We start from the raw sequence: 21,908 nt of genomic DNA on the forward strand, positions 1-21,908 counted from the left end.
CAAAAACCTCCTCATTGGCCGCAATGAGGAGGTTTTTTATTTACCGCATTAGGAAGTTTAAGTTCTTTAAAGTGATAAAAAGAAAAGCGATTTTTTTTGATTAGCGATAAAAGCTTACGCATAAACGCGGTCGCAAATCGTCGAAGTACAACGATAGGAATATTTCTCATACAGCGACAAGAAACAAGCTATAATGAGTGAATAATAGAGCTCCGAATAGCGGCATCTGTTCTCCTGATATGGACTGGACTTGACGGGAACTCCATCCTACCATAAGAAGTGAAAACGCTTAACTGAAGACAAAGGGGGAGCGCTTATGTTCAAGCTGATCATTGTAGATGACAATAAATACGAACGTATGGGCATTAAGCAAGCGGTAGACTGGGGGGCGCTGGAAATCGAGGTAGTCGGCACGTTCGCTAACGGAGCGGAAGCGCTTGCTGGCGTCGGAGAGCTGCATCCCGATTTGATCGTCACCGATATCGCTATGCCGATGATGAACGGAATCGCGCTCGCGGAGCGCGTGAGGGATCAATATCCCGATATAAAAATGATATTTACGAGCTGCCACAGCGATTTCGAATTTGCGAAATCGGCGGTAAACCTAGGGGTTTACGGCTACGTGCTTAAGCCAATCATCTCCGGCGAGCTGGAGTCCGCGGTGCGGAGTGTGCTTGGCGAGATGACCGAACGGGAACGAAGAGAGCGAGAGCGGGCCGGCATGCTGCGTCAACTCGAGGGAATGCTGCCGCTCGTGCAGGAGCAGTTCTTCAAGGAGCTGCTGCTCGGCAACTTCCGCGACGAAAGAGACATTAGCGAGCGAATCGGCTTTCTCCACGTGTCCGTGCCGGATAATTCGAGCTTTGCGGTGCTTGCCCTGGACGTCAGGGAGAAAGAAGAGCCGACGAGCGGGGAGCCCTCCCGCAGCGTTGTGGATACCTACTACCAATCGTATACGATTAAGAAGGCGGTTAATGCCCTGGAGCGGGGAGCCGCCCTTGGCGCGGTATCCGGGGAATCGGATGGAGCGCCGCGTCCCGATTCCGATTCGAAACGCCAGGGTCTCGTGTTCGCTTATCCGGTACAGATTGCGGGAGACTCCTTTGCCGTTCTTTTGTTCGGCGAGTCGGAGCAATTTCTGCAGACGACGGTTAATTTGCACTTGATGATTACGGAGCGGCTGGACCGCTCCGTAACGATCGGCATCAGCGAGGCGTCGTCTTCGCTCTCCGCCATGGCTGAGCTATATCGGCAGGCTCGGCAGGCGGCGCTGACAACCTTCTACGAAGGCAGCAGCCCGATTATCGTCTATTCGGAAATCGTGGACCGCGCGGAGCGCAGTCCGTTCGACGCGATGCCGGGGCTGGAATCGTTGTATGGAGACGTGAAGGTGTTGCTGTCTTACGGCGGGGAAGAGGTCATCGACGAGTTTCTGGACAAATACATGTCTTTGCCCGGAGGAGGCGTCCCGCACGAAAGCTACGTCAAGGTGTTCTCCTATTTGACGCTCAATCTAGTGAACGTGCTGCTGGAGGAGGCGAACAAATCGCTGAAGGAGCTGCTAGGCGAGGAATCGGCGGATTGGAGCTACTTTAACGTCCCCGCTCCCGCTCCCGCCAAGGAAGCGCGGGTTTGGCTGAGGCGAATCTTCGCGACGCTTCGCGAAGCGCTCGCCGAACGCAATCCGACCAAAAATCAGAAAGTGATCGATCAAATTCGCGACATCATCGGGCAGCGGTACGGAGAGGCGCTTACGATCGAGGATATTTCCAAATCCGTTTACCTGAGCGGACGACATGCCAACCATATTTTCAAGAAGGAGACGGGCCAGACGATCTTCGATTATTTGATCGACTACCGGATCGGCATAGCGAAGGGGCTCTTGAAGGAACAAGACAGCAAAGTGGCCGTCGTCGCGGAAGCGGTAGGGTACGTCAACACCTCCTATTTCTGCCTGGCCTTCAAGAAAAACGTCGGCATGACCCCGGCGGAATACAAAAATAAATCCATGCTGCGCTAATTTTTGCGGGGCGTGCCTCCCGGGAGGGGTCTTGCACCATGTTTCTATTCGGCAAGCTCAAGTATCGACATAAAATCGCGTCCATTATTTTTATCTTTTCGTTAATTCCGATGCTCGTGCTCGGCTCGGTGCTGTTCATCAACGTCTGGAATGAGAAAGTGGACGACATTCTGGAGAAAAACGAAGCTCTGCTCGCGGGTAGCGTGGCAGGAGTCGACAATTTGCTTACTTCGAACGTCGATATGCTGTTGTTCATTAACAGCAACTTCTATATTAATAATTATCTCGAAACGAAGACAGATCAGAATCTGGTCGGCATCATGTCGTTTAACGATTATTTGCAAAGCGTGGTCGGGGCCGTCAAGGCGGATATGAAAAACGACAGCGTCATCATCTATTCGATAAGCGAGCATACGCTAAACGGCGATTATTTGCGCAGATTCGATTCTTTGGGGAGCTACGAGCCGGACGGTGGTTCACAGCTCCGCCAGGATATTCTGGCTTCCGATCCGGGCAACGTCTTCTGGAGATTGTCTGCTTTAAATGGGCTAGGCGCTCCGGAGGATCGAACTTACATTTACCTCTACAAAACGCTGGCTTCCTTCCGAGGGCCGCTCGCTGTGACGGAAATCCGGGTTCCTTTCCCTACCATTCGGAGGCACTTCGACGTTGAACTGCCGCTGAACACATCGATTGCATTCGAGTCCAACATAGGCGGAGGACGGTTACCGATATCGGGCCCGGATCAAGGAGAGGCGGCCGCCGACCATACGAAAGACCGGTACGGCATCCGGCTCGACTTAAAGTCTGGGATCGGGACGGTCGCGATGTACATCCCGAAGTCTCTCGTCATAAGGGAATTGGATTCCTATTGGATCGGAGCGGTCGCCATGCTGCTCGGAGTCATGATCATTCTGTTCCTGATGGTGGAGGTTGTGTCGTTCTACCTGACTCGCAAGTTAGAGGTGCTGTTCCGCCGCATGAATACGACCGTTGAAAATTTGCTCCAAAACGATCATTTGCAATTTTCCACGACGGACGACGAGTTTAGCCGAATGGGAAACGTCCTCCACGAGCTGATCGTTCGCGTACGGGATTATTATAAGCGCATTAATGATTACGAGACGGAACGCACTGTGCTCGAGACCCAGCTCCTGCAAGAGCGCGTCAATCCGCATTTTCTATACAACACACTATCGACGATGAAGTGGCTCAGCGGCGACGAGCGCATACGCGGCGTCATCGACTCCATGGTCCGTTATTACCGGATCGCGCTTAACAAGGGCAGCAGCATCATTACGATCGATCAAGAGCTGGAGATGATGCATGAATATTTGGAGCTGCAGAAATTCGCCTACGGCATCGATTTTTCGTTCCATATCCATATTGAGAAAGGGTTAGGCAATACGCCTATGCTGAAGCATCTGCTGCAGCCCGTCGTGGAGAATGCCGTGCTGCATGGCATTAATGGGCGCGAGACCGGGGGCAGCATCTCCATTCGGGTCGAACGGGGGATGCAAGGAGAGACGGCTTCGGACGAGGTCTGGATCCATATTTCCGACAATGGCGAAGGGATTCAGCCGGAGAAGCTAAGTACGATCATGAGAGGCGAGACCGACGCCGACAGCATGTACGGCGGCTATGGCATGCTCAACACGAGGAAACGAATCGAGGTCTACTACGGCAAGCCGTACGGCATCGAGATCGACAGCAAGCCGGGCAAAGGGACGACGGTAACGCTGCGCATACCGGCAGCCGCGTAGCATATCTGCTAGAGACGAACAGAATATCGACATGGATAAGAGGAGTCTATCGCGGTAGCGGCAGGCTCTTTTTTTCTTTGCAGCAGCTTCTAGCTTTCTTACAGGTGACTAGAATGTCCGAATTCAGCTATATGAGCTCCGTTTATTTACTATAACCGTTACCCGCAATGCAATAGAATGAGAGCAACACCTACGATGAAAGGAGTTGGAACCTTGTACGAAGAAATTGCTACCAGCCATACCGCCAAGCCGAACGGAAGCAGATTCATGCGGGCGCTGCGCAAAAACTCGTTCGGCTATATGCTCATGCTGCCGTCGATCGTGTTAACGTTCATTTTCGCTTACGTGCCAATGCCGGGCATTATCGCGGCTTTCAAAGACTACAATATTTTCTTGGGGTTATGGAATAGCCCATGGGTCGGGATGGAGCACGTCCGGGAGATCTTCGAGACGCCAATGCTGAGGCAGGCAATCATCAATACGCTGGAGCTTAGCGTGCTGACGGTTCTCGTAGGCTTCCCAGCACCGATCATTCTCGCTTTGATGATTAATGAGGTGAAGGACGGCTTATTCAAACGATCCGTGCAGACACTCAGCTATTTGCCCCACTTCCTGTCGTGGATTGCCGTCGTCGGGCTTGCATACTCGTTCTTCGATCTCTATGGTCCGCTTAACGATCTGCTGCTCAAGCTTTCGGGCGGTGAAGAGGAGAGAGTCATGTTCCTCTCCAAACAGGAGCTGTTCCTGCCGTTTCTGCTTCTGCTAAGCGTCTGGAAGGAAATTGGCTGGGGGACGGTCGTTTACTTGGCAGCCATTACCTCCATCGATCCCAGCTTGTACGAAGCGGCTAAGATCGACGGAGCCAACCGATGGAAGCAGCATCTCTACATTACGTTGCCTGGACTAAAGATGACGACCATTCTGCTGCTGATCTTCACCCTCGGTACGTTGTTCACGAGCAACTTCGAGCTTGTATACGGCATGCAGAACGCCTTTATCAGCTATGACGTCATCTCGACGATCGTTTATTCGTCCGGTATTCAGCAGGGCAATTATTCAATGGCGGCAGCGGTAGGTTTCCTGCAAGGAATTGTGGCGCTTCTCTTAACTGTCGGAGCCAACACGATCGCCAAAAAAACGACCGGAATTTCGATCTGGTAAGGAGGATGCTCCATTGAATCATGAATCACTGACGTATCGCATCTTCAAAGTAGGCAACGCGGCGCTGCTCACCCTGATCGTAGTCGCTATGGTGTTTCCGTATCTTAACGTTCTCGCATACGCGCTCAACGATCCCGTGGATTCGCAGTTCGGCGGCTTAACCTTTTATCCCAGAGAGCTGTCGTTCGCCAACTTCGAGATGCTGCTATCGAACTCGGCCATCATCCAATCGACGTTCATATCCGTGCTACGGGTCATAATAGGCACTGCCTTCGCCCTGCTCATTCAGTATACGAGCGCCTACGCATTCACGTTGAAGGGACTGCAGGGCAAAGGAGCCATATTGATTTTCCTGATGATCCCGATGTATTTCGGCGGCGGACTCATTCCCGTCTACCTGCTGTATTCCAAGATGCATCTGCTCAATAATTTCCTGGTCTATATTCTCCCGGTTTCGTTCAGCTTGTACAACATGGTCATCATCCGTTCGTTCTTGTATACCATCCCAGACAGTCTGGCCGAATCGGCCCGGATCGACGGAGCGAACGAGTTTGTCATCATGCTGCGCATCTACGTGCCGTTATCGATGCCGATCCTTGCGGTTATGGCTTTATGGACGGCTGTTTATCACTGGAACGACTGGACGACGACGCTTTATTTCGTCACGGATCAGAAGTTGAACACGTTGCAGTATATTCTGATGCAAATTCTGAAGGAGGGCGAGCGGATGGCGAGCATGTTCCAGGAGGCGATCCGGGCAGGAATCTCGTCCGGCATGAATACGCAGACTCAGGTGACGCCGCAGGCCATTCGCGCCGCCAATATCATATTGACGACGATCCCGATCGTAATCGTGTATCCCTTTCTTCAGAAACACTTCGTCAAAGGCATTACGCTCGGAGCCGTTAAGGAATAGGGGCAAGGTGAACGGCTGTAGCCATCCTTGGCGGCGCAGCACGTTTCCTTCCTAGCATTAAGGCCCAGTATGGAGAAAACATGTTTTCATATAATTCAAGATCAACCACGGTATGATGCCGGATTTGGTATGATGAAATATAAACCGCATGCACAGATTCGGCATGATATAGATGCAAATTCATTCTAGGGGGAGTAAGTATGAAATTACGGACGCGCAATGTGGTTATGTTGACTACGGCCGCAGCCCTGCTGATGTCGCTGGCGGCGGGCTGTACGAACGGAGGCAACGGCGGAGAAGGAACGACGGCTCCGACCAACGCGACAAATGAAAACGTTTCCGAGGAAAAAGCTTATTATGACATGTACGATGCGGTGACCGACAGCTCCGAGCTGCCGGACTGGACGGGCAAACAGCTCAAACTGAAGATCTGGTACGCCCACGGTACGGGAGACGCCAAACGGCCGGTGCCTACGGAGGATATCGTCAGTCCGGAGATTAAGCGGGTAACAGGCATCGAGATCGACAAGGACGGCTCGTTCGACAACGGCGGGCAAGCGATCGACGTGAAGCTCGGTATGATCAACGCGGCGAGCGACTGGCCCGAGCTTGCGTTCGTCACCGACTCCGGCATGGGGAGCCTTAAGGACATGTTCGCAGCAGGCAAAGCCTATGATCTGACGGAGGCGATCGAGAAGTATGCCCCGAACCTGCAGAAGCGCCTGAACTTTGAGACGTTCCCTTACGTCAAACGTTTCTCAACCAACAACGATCAGGACGGAAGCATCTATTCGTTCCCGACTCAGATGGGGGATCCTGACCGTTCGCTCAAAATCATGGATCCATCGTTCGTTACTCCGAACGCGCTCGAAGGCACGGACCAATTCATCTGGGTGCGTGATGATCTTTTGAAGAAGCTGTATCCGGAGGCCAAGACGCAGGACGAGATTGATGCGCTGTTCGTCGAGAAGGGCGGCAAGTTCAGCAGAGAAGATATCTACGACGTTCCGGTTGAGACGACGGAAGACTTCACGAAACTGCTGTACGATATGCAGCAATTAATCAAGACCGAGAACATTACGGAGAACGGCAAGCCGGTCGAGGTAAGCTACGCATTCGGAGGTCAAGACAACTGGGGTACGCTGGCTGTTCTGTCCAACCTGTACGGCCGCATGCCGAAAGGCAGCAACTACTTCACCTACTTCGACAAAGAGACGCAGCAGATCGAATTTATGTTTAAGCAGCCATTCTTCAAAAATATCGTCCAGGACTTCAACAAGCTTGTACGCGACAAGGTGATGGATCCGAACTCGCTCGTCGAGAACAACGCGATGCATTTGGAGAAAATCAACAACGGCCAATACGCAGTTGCCTATCTGTATGATCAGCCGGACGAGAACGTGATGAAAGCCGCCGGCAAAAGCTATCGCTACCGCAAGGTATTCCTTGATTCTCCGGTCAACACGGCAAAATTTATTTCGCCGATGGGCGGCGTCAAAAACAATATCGGCGTCGTGATCTTCAAGGACAGCGTGAAGGAAGAGGATTTGCCGCAGGTTGTCCGTTTCTTGGACTACATGGTATCCGAGATCGGCGAGAAAATGTACACTTGGGGACCAAAGAGCGCCGGTCTGTTCGACGAAGTAGATGGCAAACGCGTGTTCAAGGACAAAGAGCTCGAGGATGCCATGGTTTACAACAAGGACAACGGCAAATCGCTCCATTACAACTTGGCGAACACGAGACTGGCATCGACGAACGTTTACGGCGGCGGCTGGCCTTATTATCCGACCTACATGTGGGGCGGCTCGAACGTATCGCCGTTCTACAGCTACGAACGTGTCTTATCGCCCTCCGAGGCAAGAAACTTCTTCGATCCGGGCAATTTGCCTAACAATTCGTATTCGGATCTAGGCATACCGATCAATAATGACATGCAGATTTGGAACTTCTTCGGTGTAGTACCGGAATCCGACCAATTCTGGAAAGGCCGCGACGCCTTCGAGAAGGCATTGACCAAGACGCTTGCAGCCCGCGACGACGCGCATTTCGAAGAGCTGTGGAAGCAGTTCAGCGAAATCGCTGAGAAGAATGGCGGCAACGAGGATTTAAGGAAAAAGATCGACGACTATTTCAAACTGGCGAACAAAGATCAGCTTGATGCGCTGAAATAAGGAACTACCCCCGGTTTATCGATCGGCCAAAGCGGCTTGATGGATAACCGGGGGATTCTATACGACATCTTGGTAACCGCTTACATATTTAAAAAACCATTTTGTCAGGAGGCTAATTATGTACGCTTGTTTTGGAAGTTCCCTACGAAACAGCTTGTCCCGATTGTTGGTTATGGCCATGTTATTGACGCTGGTAGCCGTTCTCGACGTTCGCACGGCCTATGCCGCGGACGCGCCTGAGATTCACCGGATGTCGGACGCCGTGCAGGCAGGCAAGACATTTACGATCACCGGCTGGGACATGACGGCAGCCTCGCAGGATGTAGCGATCAAGCTGGATTCGACGAACACGTCTCCGGCTACGCCGCCTGGCGATGCCTTGCACCCGACCATAATTCAGAGCGATCGCAAAGGGAATTACGTCACCGTAACGATGCCTGACGGCGCAACCGCCGGCGTCTATAATGTTTGGGTCAAAAACGCGACAGGCTGGAGCGCTCCGGCCAAGATCAATACGGCTCGCGCGATCTGGATCTCCGAGAAGCAAGCTTGGTCCGGCCAAAAAATAACGATCGTCGGACGTAACTTCGCGGGGTCCGAGTTCGGAGCGGGCAACGGAACCGCCGTACGTTTAAAGAACAGCTCGAACACGGTGAATCAGACCATATCAGCCAGCAATGCGTACATGGCCGAGTTCTCCGTCTCGTCCGGCACGCCGCTAGGCACTTACGACGTCGAAATTTCGAACGACAGCGGCGTTCACTGGAGCAAGCCGAGCAGCGGACAGCAGCTGCAAGTCGTCTCCGTGGGAAGCGATCCGCTTGGGCTTGGCGTCGCTTGGGCGGGCAACTTCAACTGGGCGAACCAGGTGAATGCAAGCTCGTACGGCGCGACCCCGAACAGCGGCGTCGACGAAACCGCCGACATTCAGGCTGCCATCGACGCTGTGGGTGCGAATCCGAACGGAGGCGTCGTCTATCTGGCCGACGGTACGTATCGGATCACGTCCTTGCATCTCTCGCGTAAAGTGGTGCTGCGAGGTCAAAGCCGCGCAGGCACGATTCTGCAGTATATCGGGACGGGCGGCGTCTCCGCTATCGATAGCAAAACGAACTTCGGTCAGGTCGGCATTGCCAATCTGACGGTGACGATCGCGCCAGGCCACGCGAGCCGGCCGGACATTTTCCTGATCCTCGGTTCTCCGTGGGAGGTATTGGACGGAAGCGGCAATCCGACCTATCCGGCGGGAAATGTATTGCAGCGCACGGCCGAGCAAATGTTCCTTAAAGGCGTGAAGATCGACTATGATCTTGGCACGAATGGCGCGCCCGGGCAGCGCGGCTTCCCAATGATGACGCTTGGCAAGGAACGTTTTCTAGTTGCGGACAGCGACTTCCGCGGTTTTGCGGGTTACGCCCATAACTATGTCAACCAATATTCTTCGTTTACGAACTCGTATATGGAATTCAGCTTCGGCGTCTACGTCAATACGGCGGAATATTACGTCGCGACGGGTAACACCCTCATCGGACATACCGCCGTCAATGCCGAAAAACACGGGTTGTCGGTACGCGCCAACAACTACTTGGCGGACAATACGATTATCGGCATGCGCTCCGTGGCGAGCGGGCTTGTCGACGGACACGATAACGATGGGGAAGCGATCATGTCGGAAGCGCCGGGCGGTTATTTCAACTACGGCACGGTCAGCTCCGCAAGCGGACTTAGCGTCACGGTCAGCGCGGATCGCGCGTTGATCGCTCCAACCGTCATGTACAGTTATCCCGCCATTCAGATCATCGACGGGACTGGGCTTGGACAATTGCGCAGAGTAACGGGCATCTCCGGCAACACGATTACGGTCGACAAGGCTTGGGACAAAATGCCGGACAGCACGAGCAAATGGACGCTCATTACGCCTAACGAACATACGACCGCCTACAATAATACGATTACCGATAACGACAAAGGCATCTGGCTGTTCGGCAATGCATACGACAGCGTAGTGGCCAACAATACGTTCCTGGATTCGGAAGGCGTCTTTATCTGGAGCGTGAATGTCAAAAACGCGAACGAATCCAACTTGTCGCCCAATTACTTCAACAGGGTGAGCGGCAACGTCCTGACGGGCGTTTCCCCGCTTAGCAAAAACTCGGGCGTGGGAGTCGCGTCGGAGCGATTCGACAACGGCGGCGGCCATTATCTCGCCGTGCAAGCATTCGGCAACGAGTTCAGGGGCAACGACCTGACAGGTACGAACGAAACGCCTGTGGGCAACAGCATTACCGAAGCGCCGGCTTACAACACCGGCATCTACATCTCCACGGCGGATATTGGATATTACGACGGCAACAACGACGTGACGGTATCGGGAGATACGACAAACACGATCGTTGAGGACAACACGGTCCGCAACAAACAATACGCGGTCACATTGACTCATAGCAGCTATGGAACGGTTCTAGCAGGAAACAAAACCGCAAACGTAACCAGCGCCTTCGTTAACAATACCGGCGCGCACAATACGTACAATGCCAACAATGCCGGGTCCGCGGCTTCTCAATCGACCGTTGCAGCTCCTACTTTCACGCCGGCAGCTGGCGCGTACAGCGCGCCGCAAACTGTGACGATTGCTTCGTCGACGACCGGAGCGACGATCCGTTACACGACGGACGGCAGCACGCCGAATGCGAATTCGCCAATCTACCGAGCGCCGTTGACCGTAACGCCGCCGCAGACCGTCAAAGCGATCGCGAGCAAAGCGGGCATGCTGAAGTCGGCGGTTTCGACGGCTGCGTACACGGCTTCGGGCGGCGGCGGAACGGTGACGCTGCAAGCGGAAAGCTATGACGACATGAACGGCATCGTCAATTTCGGCTCTACAATCGGCGATCTTCATAACGGCGATTGGATCAAGTTTAGCAACGTGAACCTGGGAAGCGGGTTTGCAACGCTGCGGACACGGTTCACGAACGGGGACGTATCGGCCAAGACAGCCGAGATACGGCTGGACAGTCTGTCGGGGACGCTGATCGGCACGATCTCGACGCCGCCGACGGGAGGCTGGAGCAATTGGACTGAAACAGTGAGCTCGCTCACCGGGGCTAGCGGCACGCATGATATATATATCCAATTTTCCGGCATGACCGATTTCGACTGGTTCCGGTTCGAGGACAGCGTCAGCGCTCCGACGCCGGTTACGATCCAAGCGGAGAGCTATAGCAGCAGCAATAGCGTCTCCAACTACGTATCGACGATCGGCGGACTGAATCCGGGCTCATGGGTGAAGTATAGCAGCGTCGATCTCGGGAGCGGCTTCTCGCAGATGAAATTCAGATTCACGAACGGCGAATCCACGACCAAGACGGCTGCCGTGCGCTTGGACAGCTTGACCGGTACGCAGATCGCGACCATTACAACGCCTGCTACAGGCGGCTGGAGCAATTGGACGGAAGGAACGGCTTCGCTTACGGGAGCGAGCGGCATCCACGATATTTATATTTTGTTCTCGGGCGCGACCGACTTTGACTGGTTCCGATTCGAGTAAGGGAGAAAAAAACGATGACAATGGCACCTATAATGCTGCTGATCGACACTTCGATGGCGGCTCAACCTGACAGCATACGGCTTGCCGTTGCGGACATCGCGGGAAAGGGATTCGACGCGATTGCGCTTGAATTTCGGAATTGCAGCTATAGCGAATTCGACGAGATCGGCCAAAGGGCCATGCGCACGACGGAGGAGGAGGCCCGAAAGCACGGCCTCGCCTTCATCCAGATTATACCCTGGCCGGGATTGCGGCTCCTCAAGCGTTATCCCGAGGCCAGACAAAAGTGGATAAGTGAGCACGCGGGCACCATTAGAAACGGCAAGCTCGAGATCAGGGTGAACGATCTCGAGTCTGCCGGGCATATTGATATGCGGCCGGTATACGAAGGAATCGCCAAAGCGTTTCTCATCAAGCGGGAAGGGGGAATCATTCGGGAGGCAAAAGATATTACCGCGGAATTGCGGGATGTCTCCCTCGCCATAACGAGCCGCTCCGATCTGAGCGGAACGTACGGCGTGGACGGCGAAGTGCTGCTGTATGCGTCCTACTCCACCGATTACCCCGATTACGCGAGTCCCAACATGACCGAGTCCATTGACGAAACGCTTGCTTGTTATCGGGGAATGAAGCTTGACGGCTTCGCCATGGACGAATTCGGGGCCGGCAGTAAGAAGGAAGACGTCTACCTGGGCGGAGCGGCTTTTTTGGAAGCATTTCGCCAGAGCTTCGGCTATGACTTTCTCGATCGAATCTATTTGATGCAGCACGAAGCGGGGGATGAGCGCTCGGGCAAGCTCCGTTACGACTATTACAACTTGACGGTGGATCTGACGTACCGGATCCAAAAGCAGGTGAAGGAGCGATACGAAGAGCAGCACGGCCAAGCTTCCTTTAAGGGATTCCACAGCACGTGGTGGGGCGAAGGAAACTCCGGCGATTTGTGGGCGGGCAATATCGACTACTTTAAGCTGACGGAAAATCTGAGCGGAGGGTTCGTCGATTCGCAATACGATGCGGAGCGCACGATGCTCTCCATGACGATGCTCGCGGAGTCGCTTGCGAAATATTCGGACAGCGGCCTGGCGTACAACATGTGCTGGGATCGCGAACCGACCACCGGAAAGATGAACTATTACCATCGCTTGCTTGCCGCCCGCAACGTCCGCTGGGTCGCCCATGCTTACGGGCATTCCGGTCCATTCGGCCCCGGCTATCCGCATCACCCCACTTGGGAGATGACGAGGCGTTGTGTCGCCATGCAAAAGGCGATGCAGCGATTTGTAGGCAAAGCCGTCAGCCGTCCGCGGGTCGCCATGATGTACGTATGGGAATCGGTCGCCCATCGTAACGATCCGTTTATGCACTACCATCGTCTGAGCATGAAGGCGCTTCTGCATAAGCTGATGCTGCGTCACGTGGAGATCGATGTCGTGCCTACCTTCGAAGAAGATCTCTCGCGTTATGACGCGTTGATCGTGCTTTGGCCGGCCATGTTGCCGGAGGCAACATGGGAGAGAATTAGGCGCTATGACGAAATGTCTGGGAAGCGTCTGATCTTTATCGGCCCGCCTGCGGCTTGCACGACGGAGGGCAGGGATATTTCCGCCGAGTTTGCGGAGCTAACTGGAACGGAGGTCCACGGGTGCGCTAGCGGTGATAGGCGTAGGGCGCAAGCGCCTCTCGAGACCGAATATCCGGGAGAATACGAATACGTCGCTTGGGATCTCTGGTTTACGAATGACCGAATTCCAATGAAATGTTTCCCCCTATCCATTGTGGGTGGCGCTGGCGATGCCAAGGTAATAATCAGGCATGACGATCTGCCCATCGCAGCGCGAAAAGGCAATGTCGACTATTATGCGTTCGAGCTGCCGCTCACGCCTTATTGCGATTCCCTGCTGCATGAGCTGGAAGGATACAAGGAACTGCAGCTGCCTCCCAACATGCTCTCCAAAACCTCTTATGACGATGACGGAACCATACTGACGTTGATGCCGCAGCTGGGCGGAGAGTTAAATGTATCGTTCCGCTATGCAGGCATCGGGTTTGAGATTCGCGGCGGCGGACTTGTCGGCCTCCGGATCCTGAGCGGACGTTTGTCGGCGGCGATCAGCGAGGAAGGAGCGGAGCTGTACGTGAACGGGGAGCGGGTAGATGAATCGTTGATCGAGAGGGTTGATAGGCTGACGCCGAAGTTTAGCAGCTAGCGGCTAGACCAGCAATGTGAAAAATGAAAAGCCGGCTTTCCATCCGCATGCGGACGGGAGTCGGCTTTTTATTGCTGGCCCGATCGAAGCGGGGACGTTGCGTACGCGCTAGAATCGCCGGACTCCTCCTATCGTTATAATAGAGACATCTATAACGGAGATTGAAGGCCGCTTGTGGGGAATAAGCTGTTCTGGATCGTGCTGCTGATCATATGCCTCATTCTAATTCTTGATCTAAAAAAGGCATGACTAAACGACGTACTTCATCGGTTGACGAGGTATCCATTAATTGGGTTCTTAGTTCGCTTGCACCTCTAAATCCGCGAACATAGATTTTGAAGAAGCGAAGCAGCGGTTTAAATGGACGCGGCAGATGTTCTTTGGAATATTCATCGTGAAGGTCCAGCTGCAGTAGAAGTAAATGGAGGTAATCCTTCGCGCTGTGTTCTTTTGGTTCTTTTTCAAAAGCAAATGGATTGGTGAAAATGCCGCGGCCAATCATGACACCATCAACGCCGTATTGTTCCACTAATTTCAATCCTGTTGCGCGGTCAGGAATATCTCCATTAATGGTTAACAGCGTATTTGGTGCAATTTCGTCGCGCAGTTTTTTTATTTCAGGGATGAGCTCCCAGTGTGCCTCAACTTTACTCATTTCTTTTTTTGTACGAAGGTGAATGGAAAGATTCGCAATATCTTGTTTCAAAATATGCCCTAACCAATCGCGCCACTCATCAATTTCATGGTAACCCAATCTTGTTTTAACACTGACCGGCAAACCGCCTGCTTTGGCTGCTTGAATAATTTCGGCTGCAACTGCAGGATGTTGAATTAATCCAGAACCTTTTCCATTGGATGCGACGTTCTGGACGGGGCATCCCATATTTAAATCGATACCGCGAAATCCGAGTTTTTTCATGTCGACACTCATCTGTTCAAAAAATGCAGGTTTATTGCCCCAAATATGAGCGACAATCGGCTGCTCATCTTCTGTGAACGTTAGCCGACCACGAGTGCTGTCTCTTCCTGCAGGGTTGCAATAACTATCTGTACTTGTGAATTCCGTGAAAAATACGTCGGGTTTTGCAGCAGTACTGACGACGTGTCGAAATACGACATCTGTGACATCTTCCATGGGTGCTAATATAAAAAATGGCTTTGGTAAATCAAGCCAAAAATTTTGTTCGTTACTCATATTATCTCCTCTTGTTGCAATATATAAAAACATTATAAGCGGTAGTAAAGTCCTTTACCCATCATACATAATATCATTTTTTTTTGTTTGATGCACAAAATCAATCCAGTGAGCGAGCTTCGCCAGCGGCATGTTTAAAAAAATAAAGTCAACTATAGAACCATAGTTTTATAGTTGACTCTATTTTGAACAAAATTAATCTTGAATGGCTTCGCGTTTCAATACATTCTCGACTTTATGTAAATGAGCTTGAATTAACTGGCTGGCAAGCTCGCTATTTCGAGCTGCTATTGCATCATATACGCATTGCTGTAGCAGCGGACCGTGAAGAAGCAGATAAACTGCTGTAGCGCATTTACTTCACTCGCCCGCCATCGCCCGACGACGATACTAGAGGATGCTACTGTACCACGGTCTAAGATTGCGGAAATGATATTGCGTACAAATGCAATCGCCTAAAAATACAATGTGAATATAGCGACCTTTGGGCATACAGGAGATGGATACCTGCATCCAACTGCAACGACTGACGCGCGTGACCATGAAGAGGTGAATCGTGTTGAGCAGGCATTTGCAGAAAATTTTGAAGCTGCTTTCTATGCAATTATCCGAGATGGAATCTATTTACCATCCGCCAGTTCGAAGGGTGTAGTCGAGAGTCTCGGTACTTTTTATCGAGCAAGGGGGAAAGCAATCGCCAAAGTTGTTATGGTGCGCTGCTCGTTGAATATGACCATCTTTACGCAGCATGAGAAAAGTACCGTGAGTGAACAAAGTTGTTTGCTTCAAGAGTGATCGCTGTCAGCAATAGCGAGGATACGAACTTGACCTCCGGGAATCGGAGAATAAGCATGACTGGATACGTACTTCAGGTTTTGAAAAGTAAACCAGGGAAGTCCATAGTTCGCGGCCATATAACTTAAAATCTGGGTATCTGGCATAAAGGGAGCGTGCTTGCCGGTGCCAGCTTGAGCCGGATACCATACCTGAACCATTAATTCTCTCTTACCATCTCTGGCTTCTTCGAAAATCTCTTCCCTCTTTGTATCCACTAAATGGAAGGTTTGTGTTCCTACCTTAAATTCGCCTGTCGGTTTAGGTAGTTTAAATACAGTAAAAGCATACATGAGACCCGCGGTTACAACTAGCATTATCGCTATAACGGTATAAGCTGAGCCAGACATTAAAAACTGTGGCGATCCCGCTTGCAACGATTATTGGAATTTTACGCCGTCCTTTTTTTAATCGGACTGTTAATGCAAACAAGCCTCATCTCGATTCTCCTTTTCAAAAAATGGTATTGTTGTTTGTTCCAATCTTATCCTGCGAGGCTGGCCTAAGCTATCGATTTGTCCTACATCTACCTTACAATGTTGTAATTCGGTCTTGCGGCATTGAAGGACTCATATAAAGAAAACCAGATCTAGTTAAGCGCAATCAAAAAGCGACAGTCTAGGACGTTATTCTCTCGTCCTTGGCTGTCGCTGTTTCAAATTATTTGTTCAGTCTGATCCTTTATGTACTGCCGACAGAAATGATTACTTCTTTAATGCGTCTATCATGTCGGAAATATGAGTATGCATGAGCTGCCTTGCCTGCTCACTGTGGCGTTCCTCAATGGCGACCGCAATTAAAATATGATAATGGGATGCTTTCGTACGCATATGAGGCAAGGTGTTTGTCTGTTTGCGGCCTTCGGAGAGTAGGGGGTAGATAGACTCCAGCATGCGCAATAAGACAGGATGCTGTGCCGATTCCGCAATGAGATGATGGAAGGAAAGGTCGGTATCTAGAAAGGGTCCCCCATCTTTCATCTGGTTAACCATAGAGTCAGCGAGCGCTCGAAGCTGCTTGACCTGCGTGCGGGTAGCATGCTCGGCGCTTAAGGCAGCAAGTTTGGGCTCAATGAGCAGTCTTGCTTCCAGTAATTTGAGGAGCGAAATATCCCCTAGTTCCTTAAGGTCTGCAGTAGGGTCTTCTAACAATAAGGGATCGTTACGTACATACATTCCCCGTCCATGCTCAATGCTGACATTTCCTTGGCTTTCCAGCGTCCGCAGCGCTTCTCTAACCGTAGATACACTTACAGCCAGCTCCTTGGAAATTTTTTGAAGAGTCGGAATGCGCGATCCTGGAGGCCATTCCCTACTAATAATTTTCTGTCTGAGGATTTCTATTGTTATTGAAAAGGTAGTTTTTTTCATCATCATAATCCCCGCTGTATTTTCATATTAAGTCTATATTAGCATAATCATACAAGCTCCTCCTAATCGTAATTACGTATTGACATCCAGAAATATAGATACTATGATACTTCCATAAAGATCAGATCTTTAACGAAAACAAGCCCTTTACTCGAATGTTATAGGTGATTATCTGCCTTTAGATAGGATCTATGTGTGATTAAATTGGATATATCTAATATAGATAGGATCATTGAAGTGAATGTCTGTCGTTATGAGAGGGGAGGAGGATCGAGGAACAATGATGAATAAAGAGGAGCAGCTAAAACGGTTAAAGGATTCCGGCATCGTGGCAGTCATTCGAAAGCCGGCCTATAACCAGGTCATTCAGATTACGGATGCACTGGTTTCAGGTGGCGTTGGAGCGCTGGAGATTACGGTCGATACAGAAAGGGCATATGAAATTATTGCTCAATTAAAAGTAAGATACGAAGGCAAAGCTTTAGTTGGCGCAGGCACAGCGTTAGATGAAAAAACAGCGAAGGAAGCGATTGAAGCGGGAGCGGATTTCATCTTCTCTCCGATCCTGGATGAAGCGACGATCCGTCTAACCAATCATTATGGGCGCATCTCGATTCCAGGAGTCATGACGCCGACAGAAATCGTGAAGGGGTATCAGTACGGGGCAGACCTAATTAAAATTTTTCCGGGCGCCTCACTAGGCGCTACCTATATAAAAGAATTAGCGGCTCCACTCGGACATATTCCGATGATTCCGACAGGCGGGATTACTTTGGACAATGTAGGCTCATTTATTCGCGCAGGCGCTGTGGCTGTAGGCATAGGAAGCTCTTTAACGGATATGAAAGCGATTGCGGAAGAGCGGTATGACGAACTGACAGGATTAGCTCGAACATTCAGGCTGGAAATCAAGAAAGCTAGAGAATAGGGAGCGGGTAAATATGAAAATAACAAAGTTTGAAACTTTTATCGTACCACCCCGGTGGTTGTTCCTAAAAATTGAAACGGATGAAGGAATCGTTGGATGGGGGGAACCTGTCATTGAAGGCAAGGCTCATACGGTACAAGCGGCTGTAGATGAGCTCATGGATCTGTTAATCGGGAAAGATCCGCTTCGCATCGAAGATCATTGGCAAGTGATGTATCGCGGCGGGTTTTACCGCGGGGGATCGATACTGATGAGTGCAATCGCCGGAATTGATCAAGCATTGTGGGATATTAAAGGAAAATATTTCAATGCCCCAATCTACCAGCTCCTTGGCGGGGCATGTCGTGATTCGATGCGTGTCTATTCCTGGATCGGCGGGGATCGACCGAGTGATGTTGGACTAGCGGCATTGGAGAAGCAGCAGCAGGGCTTTACTGCGGTTAAGATGAACGCTACGGAAGAGATGCAATATATTGATAGTTATCATAAGGTCGATCAAGTCGTGGAACGGATAGCAGCGATTCGTACAGAGACCGGACCAAACTTTGGCATTGGCGTAGATTTTCACGGTCGCGTTCATAAACCAATGGCGAAGGTGCTCGCTAAAGCATTAGAGCCTTTCAGGCTGATGTTTATAGAAGAACCCGTGCTTCCGGAAAATAATGAGGCGCTCCGTGATATTGCCAACCATACTAGCACGCCGATAGCGACAGGTGAAAGAATGTTCTCGCGCTGGGATTTCAAATCATTATTGGAAGATGGTTACGTGGATATTATTCAACCCGATTTATCGCATGCAGGCGGCATTACAGAGTGCAAGAAAATATTCGCGATGGCGGAGGCTTATGATGTTGCAGTAGCCCCTCATTGTCCTTTAGGACCTATTGCGCTAGCAGCATGTCTGCAAGTTGACGCAACGGCTCACAACGCAGTCATTCAGGAGCAAAGCCTTGGGATTCATTATAACCAAGGGAATGATCTGCTGGATTATGTAACGGACCCTAACGTATTCGCCTACGAAGATGGGCATGTGAAAATTCCGCAGGGACCAGGGCTTGGTATTACAGTTAATGAGGAGTACGTCCGTAAAATGGCGTCGGAAGCCCCGCATCGGTGGAGAAATCCGATATGGAGACACAAGGACGGATCGGTCGCCGAATGGTAGAAGCCAAGAGGCTTCGATAAGTTCATTGAACTTTTGAAAGTTCGCTTTGGCGCTTGGCAGCGCGATCGAAACGTTCTTCAAGCGGAAGAAGCTTCCATAATAAGATCAAGCAAGTAAGAGGCATGTCCCTTCCTTAGTGAGGCGGTCATGCCTTTTTATATGTTCATATTTCCAGTAACAATGGTCATTATCTTTATCGAAAATTAAAGTATTTGTAAACTCCTCCATCACACCCTATCTAGCATTGATTAAAAGGCAAACAATTTGTATGATAGGATAGGCAACAAGAAAACAATATAAACCACATAAAACTGCTATGTGAATGGTTGAAACGATGGGGAAAACATGCGATTTATCGTATAATTTAAGAAAAATGAGGGATAGGCTTAGCGATGAGTACGATCAGAGAGTCAGAGTTTAATCGCGAGATGAAAAAACTGGTCATTCCATCCGTGCTGCAAATGCTTGTTGGCAACTCATTTTCGTTAGTAAACATGCTAATGGTGACGAGCTTGGGGGACGGGGCAGTCGCCGTAACTGCCGCAGCGGGCAGAATCAGCTTCATTCTATCGATGATCCTTACCGCAATCTATGGGATGACCACCTATATGACCCAGTATTATGGCAAACAGCAGTATTCGCTTATGCGGGCAACATTCGGTTTTATGCTGCTGGCGGGAATCAGTACAAGTCTTCTAGCGTTTGTTGCCGTGTGGTCTTGGAAGGAGCCGATTCTGTATCTTTTTATTAAGGACATTGAATTACTGCCGCTAGGTATGCAATACGTTACGATTATGGCTTTTGTTTTTCTAATTAGTGCGATTAGGGATGCTTACGCTCAAGCGCTTGGATCTATAGGGAAGGTTAAAATTACGTTGTATGTCGGCTTATGTGCGATGGCGATCAATATTATATTGGACTATGGCCTGATTTATGGAAAGCTGGGTTTGCCAAAGCTTGGCGTTGCAGGAGCAGCATGGGGAACGTTAATCGCCTCAAGCGTAAGCTTGTTGTTTTTGTTTGTTTTCATTTATAGTCAATCGTATTATTTAAATATTGGGGTTCGAGAGCTTTTCACTCTCCCTCTTAAGCTGCGCAAGCAGGTGTTGAAAACGATAACGCCGCTCGTGTTCCACGAAGGCATGTGGTCGATCGGCAATATGCTGTATGCCGTCGCTTTCGGATCTCTAGGCATTGCGGCATTGACTACGTTCCAGCTTGCGAATACGCTTCAGGGCTATTTTATGATGGGAATCCACGGATTTGCTTATGCTGCAAAGGTCATGATCGGTCAAAAGCTGGGACAGGACAGGCATGAGCAGGCGCAGGATTATGCTCGGAGATTTACTCGCATTTCGGTAATTGCTGGTATAATTAGTAGTGTTGCCATAATTATCGTTTCACCGTTTATGTCCTCTGTTTTTCCTCATTTAAGTAGTGAGGTTCACGCTTCTTTAAGCCATGTGCTGCTGCTGCAGGCTTTGGCGATGACCGCATTTTTCTTGAATAACGTGTGGATTGTCGGTATGTTTAGAGCAGGCGGGGATAATTTGTTTACGATGAACATGATTTTAATTACAACATGGGTGATTGCATTGCCAACGGTATTCGTTGGCGCATATATGCTCCATCTGCCGCTCGAATGGGTTTATGGCCTTTTTTTATGTGAAGAAATAAGCAAGGCATTGATCGGATATAGACGTTATCGCTCTCAGAAATGGATGCGGAATTTGGTTGGGAATGTTCCTGACTCTCCATCAACCGCTGCATCTTTATAGAATATGGGTGCGTGAGAATAGTAGGGAAGAAGAATAGGAGGGTTTGCGATGTCTCTCGCGGGCGAAGAAAGAAAACTGAGTATTATGAACTTGCTGAACGAGCATGGGAAGGTCATTGCGAGCGACCTGGCCCGTATGTTCGAGGTTACAACCGAAACGATTCGTAGAGATCTGGATGATCTGGAGAAGGAAAACAAGCTTAAGAAGGTATACGGCGGCGCAATTAAGCTAAAGGTTGAGGTCGAGCCTACCTTGTTTGAGCGAGCATGCATCAATCAAGAGGCGAAGGAGAAAATTGGTTATCTTGCATTTACGCTCATTGAAGATTATGACGTTATTTTTATCGATGAAGGCACGACACCGCTTCAGATTATCCCCTTTCTATCTCAGAAGCAGCAGGTTACCGTATTAACGAGCTCGATATCCGCCATGATGTCCTTGATTGAGCTTAAGAAACGAGAGCAATTCGATGGCCGAATGATTATGCTTGGCGGGGAAGTGAATGTGAAGCATCTTCGCGTAACGGGAGCGATTGCGGAAGCGAATATGTCTGATATATTTGTGAACAAAGCATTCGTATCCGTCGATGCCTTATCGATCGAGCATGGATTTACGAGCTATGATTACGAGAAGGCTTCGCTTACCCGCAAGTGGATTCAGCAATCGGAAACGTCCATCATTTTGGCGGATTCATCGAAATGGAACAAGCGGTCTATGGTCAAAATATGCGATTTTCAAAACGTAGATATCGTAATTTCGGAATTAGAGCCTCCGGCAGCATGGAAAGCGCAGCTGGAAGAGGCAAATACGAGATGGATGATGCCATCGGAATCATAGTTTGAAACAA

General features: G+C 50.5%; 13 protein-coding genes and 2 pseudogenes. 12 read left to right on the forward strand and 3 right to left on the reverse strand.

Going from position 1 to position 21,908, the window contains the following annotated elements:
• Window positions 1-316: 316 nt before the first annotated feature.
• From FHS16_RS12435 to FHS16_RS12465, 7 genes are all read left to right on the forward strand, one after another.
• Complete coding sequence (locus tag FHS16_RS12435; RefSeq protein ID WP_183562470.1) at window positions 317-2,020, forward strand: response regulator; 1,704 nt, start codon at window positions 317-319, stop codon at window positions 2,018-2,020.
• A gap of 38 nt (window positions 2,021-2,058) precedes the next feature.
• A complete protein-coding gene (locus FHS16_RS12440) occupies window positions 2,059-3,783 on the forward strand; it encodes a sensor histidine kinase (RefSeq protein WP_183562472.1) in 1,725 nt (574 codons plus the stop codon).
• Between the two features lie 213 nt (window positions 3,784-3,996).
• On the forward strand, window positions 3,997-4,944 hold the full coding sequence (locus tag FHS16_RS12445; RefSeq protein WP_183562474.1) for an ABC transporter permease: 948 nt from the start codon (window positions 3,997-3,999) through the stop codon (window positions 4,942-4,944).
• A 13-nt stretch (window positions 4,945-4,957) separates the two neighbouring features.
• Complete coding sequence (locus FHS16_RS12450) at window positions 4,958-5,860, forward strand: carbohydrate ABC transporter permease (protein ID WP_183562476.1); 903 nt, start codon at window positions 4,958-4,960, stop codon at window positions 5,858-5,860.
• 200 nt (window positions 5,861-6,060) lie between these two features.
• Window positions 6,061-8,034 carry a type 2 periplasmic-binding domain-containing protein gene (locus tag FHS16_RS12455; protein WP_183562478.1) on the forward strand — a complete coding sequence of 658 codons (1,974 nt, stop codon included), beginning with the start codon at window positions 6,061-6,063 and terminating at the stop codon, window positions 8,032-8,034.
• 118 nt (window positions 8,035-8,152) lie between these two features.
• Window positions 8,153-11,581: a carbohydrate-binding protein gene (locus FHS16_RS12460; RefSeq protein ID WP_183562480.1), complete on the forward strand. Its 3,429-nt coding sequence runs from the start codon at window positions 8,153-8,155 to the stop codon at window positions 11,579-11,581.
• A gap of 14 nt (window positions 11,582-11,595) precedes the next feature.
• Window positions 11,596-13,791, forward strand: a complete 2,196-nt coding sequence (locus FHS16_RS12465; RefSeq protein WP_183562482.1) for a type 1 glutamine amidotransferase family protein — start codon at window positions 11,596-11,598, stop codon at window positions 13,789-13,791.
• Window positions 13,792-14,008: 217 nt separating this feature from the next.
• Here FHS16_RS12465 and FHS16_RS12470 read toward each other — a convergent pair whose 3' ends face one another.
• Window positions 14,009-14,986: a tRNA dihydrouridine synthase gene (locus FHS16_RS12470; protein ID WP_183562484.1), complete on the reverse strand. Its 978-nt coding sequence runs from the start codon at window positions 14,984-14,986 to the stop codon at window positions 14,009-14,011.
• 348 nt (window positions 14,987-15,334) lie between these two features.
• On the opposite strand from FHS16_RS12470, the pseudogene FHS16_RS31720 reads away from it, so the two are divergent.
• Window positions 15,335-15,580 (forward strand): annotated as a pseudogene (locus tag FHS16_RS31720) (FAD-linked oxidase C-terminal domain-containing protein); the annotation flags it as partial.
• A 248-nt stretch (window positions 15,581-15,828) separates the two neighbouring features.
• On the opposite strand, the pseudogene FHS16_RS31725 reads toward FHS16_RS31720, so the two are convergent.
• A pseudogene (locus tag FHS16_RS31725) lies at window positions 15,829-16,252 on the reverse strand (alpha/beta hydrolase family protein); the annotation flags it as partial.
• Between the two features lie 272 nt (window positions 16,253-16,524).
• On the reverse strand, window positions 16,525-17,193 hold the full coding sequence (locus FHS16_RS12485) for a FadR/GntR family transcriptional regulator (RefSeq protein ID WP_183562486.1): 669 nt from the start codon (window positions 17,191-17,193) through the stop codon (window positions 16,525-16,527).
• A gap of 280 nt (window positions 17,194-17,473) precedes the next feature.
• Here FHS16_RS12485 and FHS16_RS12490 point away from each other — a divergent pair, with 280 nt between their 5' ends.
• From FHS16_RS12490 to FHS16_RS12505, 4 genes are all read left to right on the forward strand, one after another.
• Window positions 17,474-18,118 carry a bifunctional 4-hydroxy-2-oxoglutarate aldolase/2-dehydro-3-deoxy-phosphogluconate aldolase gene (locus FHS16_RS12490; RefSeq protein WP_183562717.1) on the forward strand — a complete coding sequence of 215 codons (645 nt, stop codon included), beginning with the start codon at window positions 17,474-17,476 and terminating at the stop codon, window positions 18,116-18,118.
• Between the two features lie 13 nt (window positions 18,119-18,131).
• Window positions 18,132-19,283 (forward strand): galactonate dehydratase, encoded by a 1,152-nt coding sequence (gene dgoD, locus FHS16_RS12495; protein ID WP_183562488.1) that lies wholly within the window; start codon window positions 18,132-18,134, stop codon window positions 19,281-19,283.
• Window positions 19,284-19,675: 392 nt separating this feature from the next.
• Window positions 19,676-21,061, forward strand: a complete 1,386-nt coding sequence (locus FHS16_RS12500; RefSeq protein WP_183562490.1) for an MATE family efflux transporter — start codon at window positions 19,676-19,678, stop codon at window positions 21,059-21,061.
• Window positions 21,062-21,109: 48 nt separating this feature from the next.
• On the forward strand, window positions 21,110-21,898 hold the full coding sequence (locus FHS16_RS12505) for a DeoR/GlpR family DNA-binding transcription regulator (RefSeq protein ID WP_183562492.1): 789 nt from the start codon (window positions 21,110-21,112) through the stop codon (window positions 21,896-21,898).
• The last annotated feature ends 10 nt before the right edge of the window (window positions 21,899-21,908 follow it).

It is taken from the genome of Paenibacillus endophyticus, assembly GCF_014192395.1.
Lineage (GTDB): Bacteria > Bacillota > Bacilli > Paenibacillales > Paenibacillaceae > Pristimantibacillus > Pristimantibacillus endophyticus.

Excerpts from the sequence above, each read along its gene's own strand:
- FHS16_RS12490 (WP_183562717.1), top strand. The coding sequence starts at position 17,474 with ATGAATAAAGAGGAGCAGCTAAAACGGTTAAAGGATTCCGGCATCGTG.
- FHS16_RS12460 (WP_183562480.1), top strand. The coding sequence starts at position 8,153 with ATGTACGCTTGTTTTGGAAGTTCCCTACGAAACAGCTTGTCCCGATTG.
- FHS16_RS12505 (WP_183562492.1), top strand. The coding sequence starts at position 21,110 with ATGTCTCTCGCGGGCGAAGAAAGAAAACTGAGTATTATGAACTTGCTG.
- FHS16_RS12470 (WP_183562484.1), bottom strand. The coding sequence starts at position 14,986 with ATGAGTAACGAACAAAATTTTTGGCTTGATTTACCAAAGCCATTTTTT.
- FHS16_RS12465 (WP_183562482.1), top strand. The coding sequence starts at position 11,596 with ATGACAATGGCACCTATAATGCTGCTGATCGACACTTCGATGGCGGCT.
- FHS16_RS12440 (WP_183562472.1), top strand. The coding sequence starts at position 2,059 with ATGTTTCTATTCGGCAAGCTCAAGTATCGACATAAAATCGCGTCCATT.
- FHS16_RS12455 (WP_183562478.1), top strand. The coding sequence starts at position 6,061 with ATGAAATTACGGACGCGCAATGTGGTTATGTTGACTACGGCCGCAGCC.
- FHS16_RS12500 (WP_183562490.1), top strand. The coding sequence starts at position 19,676 with ATGAGTACGATCAGAGAGTCAGAGTTTAATCGCGAGATGAAAAAACTG.
- FHS16_RS12485 (WP_183562486.1), bottom strand. The coding sequence starts at position 17,193 with ATGATGAAAAAAACTACCTTTTCAATAACAATAGAAATCCTCAGACAG.
- dgoD (WP_183562488.1), top strand. The coding sequence starts at position 18,132 with ATGAAAATAACAAAGTTTGAAACTTTTATCGTACCACCCCGGTGGTTG.
- FHS16_RS12435 (WP_183562470.1), top strand. The coding sequence starts at position 317 with ATGTTCAAGCTGATCATTGTAGATGACAATAAATACGAACGTATGGGC.